The organism is Pseudomonas sp. NMI760_13, assembly GCF_021283245.1.
GTDB lineage: Bacteria > Pseudomonadota > Gammaproteobacteria > Pseudomonadales > Pseudomonadaceae > Aquipseudomonas > Aquipseudomonas peradeniyensis.
On record NZ_JAJSRC010000069.1, the window covers coordinates 1 to 2,492 of the forward strand.

Here is a 2,492-nt window from a genome sequence, read left to right on the forward strand (position 1 = left end):
GGCGATGTCACCGAAGACCAGCAGCCGGCCTTCACCGTCAAGGTCAGCCAGAAACTGGACCACGACCTGACCGTGACTCTGTCGAATGGCGACAAAGTCGTCATTCCAGCCGGTCAGACCGAAGCCGAGTACAAGGCGAAAGCCCAAGGTGATGACGTCTTCAAAGACGGTGACACCCTGACCGTCGGCATCACCGATGCCGCCGTCGACGGCAAGGCCTTCGAGAATCTGGAACTGGGTGGCAACGCCTCCGTTCAGATCACCGACACAGTAAGCGAGGTCGTTGCGACCCTGACTGCCGACAAGACCACTGTGTCCGAAGGCGGCCAGATCACCTACACCGTCACCCTGACCAACGCCCAGGGTCTGCCGGTCAACGGCCATAACGGCCTGACCTTCACCCTGACCGATGGCACCAAGGTCACCATCCCGGCCGGCAGCGCCAGCGGCACCTTCACCATCACTGCACCGGACGATGTGTTCGTTGGTGGTCAACCGACCATCACCAACAAACTGGAAAGCGTGACTGGTGCCGACAACTTCGAAAAACTGACCCTGGGTCAGGACGAAGTGAAAACCTCCATCACTGACGAACCGGGCACCGGCACTCCAGGTACCGACAACCAGGGCGACAAGGTCACCGTCACCATCGTCGGCAAGGGCGATGTCACCGAAGACCAGCAGCCGGCCTTCACCGTCAAGGTCAGCCAGAAACTGGACCACGACCTGACCGTGACCCTGTCCAACGGCGACAAGGTCGTCATTCCGGCCGGTCAGACCGAGGCCGAGTACAAGGCGAAAGCCCAAGGTGATGACGTCTTCAAAGACGGTGACACCCTGACCGTCGGCATCACCGATGCCGCCGTCGACGGCAAGGCCTTCGAGAATCTGGAACTGGGCGGCAACGCCTCGGTGCAGATCACCGACACCATCAGCGAGGTCGTTGCGACCCTGACTGCGGACAAGACCACCGTGTCCGAAGGCGGACAGATCACTTACACCGTCACCCTGACCAACGCCCAGGGTCTGCCGGTCAACGGCCACAATGGCCTGACCTTCACCCTGACCGATGGCACCAAGGTCACCATCCCGGCCGGTAGCGCCAGCGGTACCTTCACAATCACCGCACCAGACGACGTATTCGTCGGTGGCCAACCTTCGATCGTCAACAAGATCGAGGGTGTCAGTGGCGCCGACAACTTCGAGAAGCTCACTCTGGGTGACAACACCGTCACCACGAGCGTGACCGATGAGCCAGGCACTGGCACGCCAGGCACCGACAACCAGGGCGACAAGGTCTCGGTCACCATCGTTGGCAACGGCAACGTCACCGAAGACCAGCAGCCGTCGTTCACCGTCAAGGTCAGCCAGAAGCTCGACCAGGACCTGACCGTGACCCTGAGCAATGGCGCCAAGGTAGTGATCCCGGCCGGCCAGACCCAGGTCGAGTACAAGGCCGCGGCCCAGGGCGACGATGTATTCAAGGATGGCAGCTCGCTGACCGTCGGCATCACCGACGCCGCGGTCACCGGCAAGACCTTCGAGAATCTGGAACTGGGCGGCAACGCCACCGTGCAGATCACCGACACCATCAGCGAAGTCGTGGCCACCTTGTCCGCCGACAAGACCACCGTGTCCGAGGGCGGCCAGATCACCTACACCGTGACCCTGACCAACGCCCAGGGCCTGTCGGTCACCGGCCACAACGGCCTGACCTTTACCCTCAGCGACGGCACCAAGGTCAGCATCCCGGCCGGCAGCGCCAGCGGTACCGCCATCATCACGGCGCCTGACGACGTCTTCGTTGGCGGCCAGGCCACCATCAGCAACAAGATCACCGGCGTCACCGGTGCCGACAACTTCGAGAAACTGACCCTGGGTCAGAACGAAGTGCAAACCTCCGTGACCGACGAGCCGGGCACTGGTACTCCAGGCACCGACAACCAGGGCGACAAGGTGTCCGTCACCATCGTCGGCAACGGCGATGTCAACGAGGCCCAGCAGCCGTCGTTCACCGTCAAGGTCAGCCAGAAGCTTGGCTACGACCTGACCGTCACCCTGTCCAACGGCGACAAGGTGGTGATCCCGGCAGGTCAGACCCAGACCGAGTACAAGGCCGCCGCACAGGGCGACGACGTGTTCAAGGACGGCAGCTCGCTGACCGTCGGTATCACCGATGCCACGGTTCCGGGCCATACCTTCGAGAACCTGGAACTGGGTGGCAACGCCACCGTGCAGATCACCGACACCATCAGTGAAGTCGTGGCCACCTTGTCCGCCGACAAGACCACCGTTTCCGAGGGCGGCCAGATCACCTACACCGTGACCCTGACCAACGCCCAGGGCCTGTCGGTCACCGGCCACAACGGCCTGACCTTCACCCTCACCGACGGCACCAAGGTCACCATCCCGGCGGGCAGCGCCAGCGGCACCTTCACCATCAATGCGCCAGACGACGTATTCGTCGGTGGTCAGCCGACCATCAGCAACAA

Annotated in this window: 1 protein-coding gene; it reads left to right on the forward strand. The window is 62.6% G+C overall.

The window, feature by feature from the left end:
* On the forward strand, positions 1 to 2,492 hold a 2,492-nt coding region (locus tag LU671_RS29130; protein WP_332880101.1), incomplete at both ends, for an immunoglobulin-like domain-containing protein.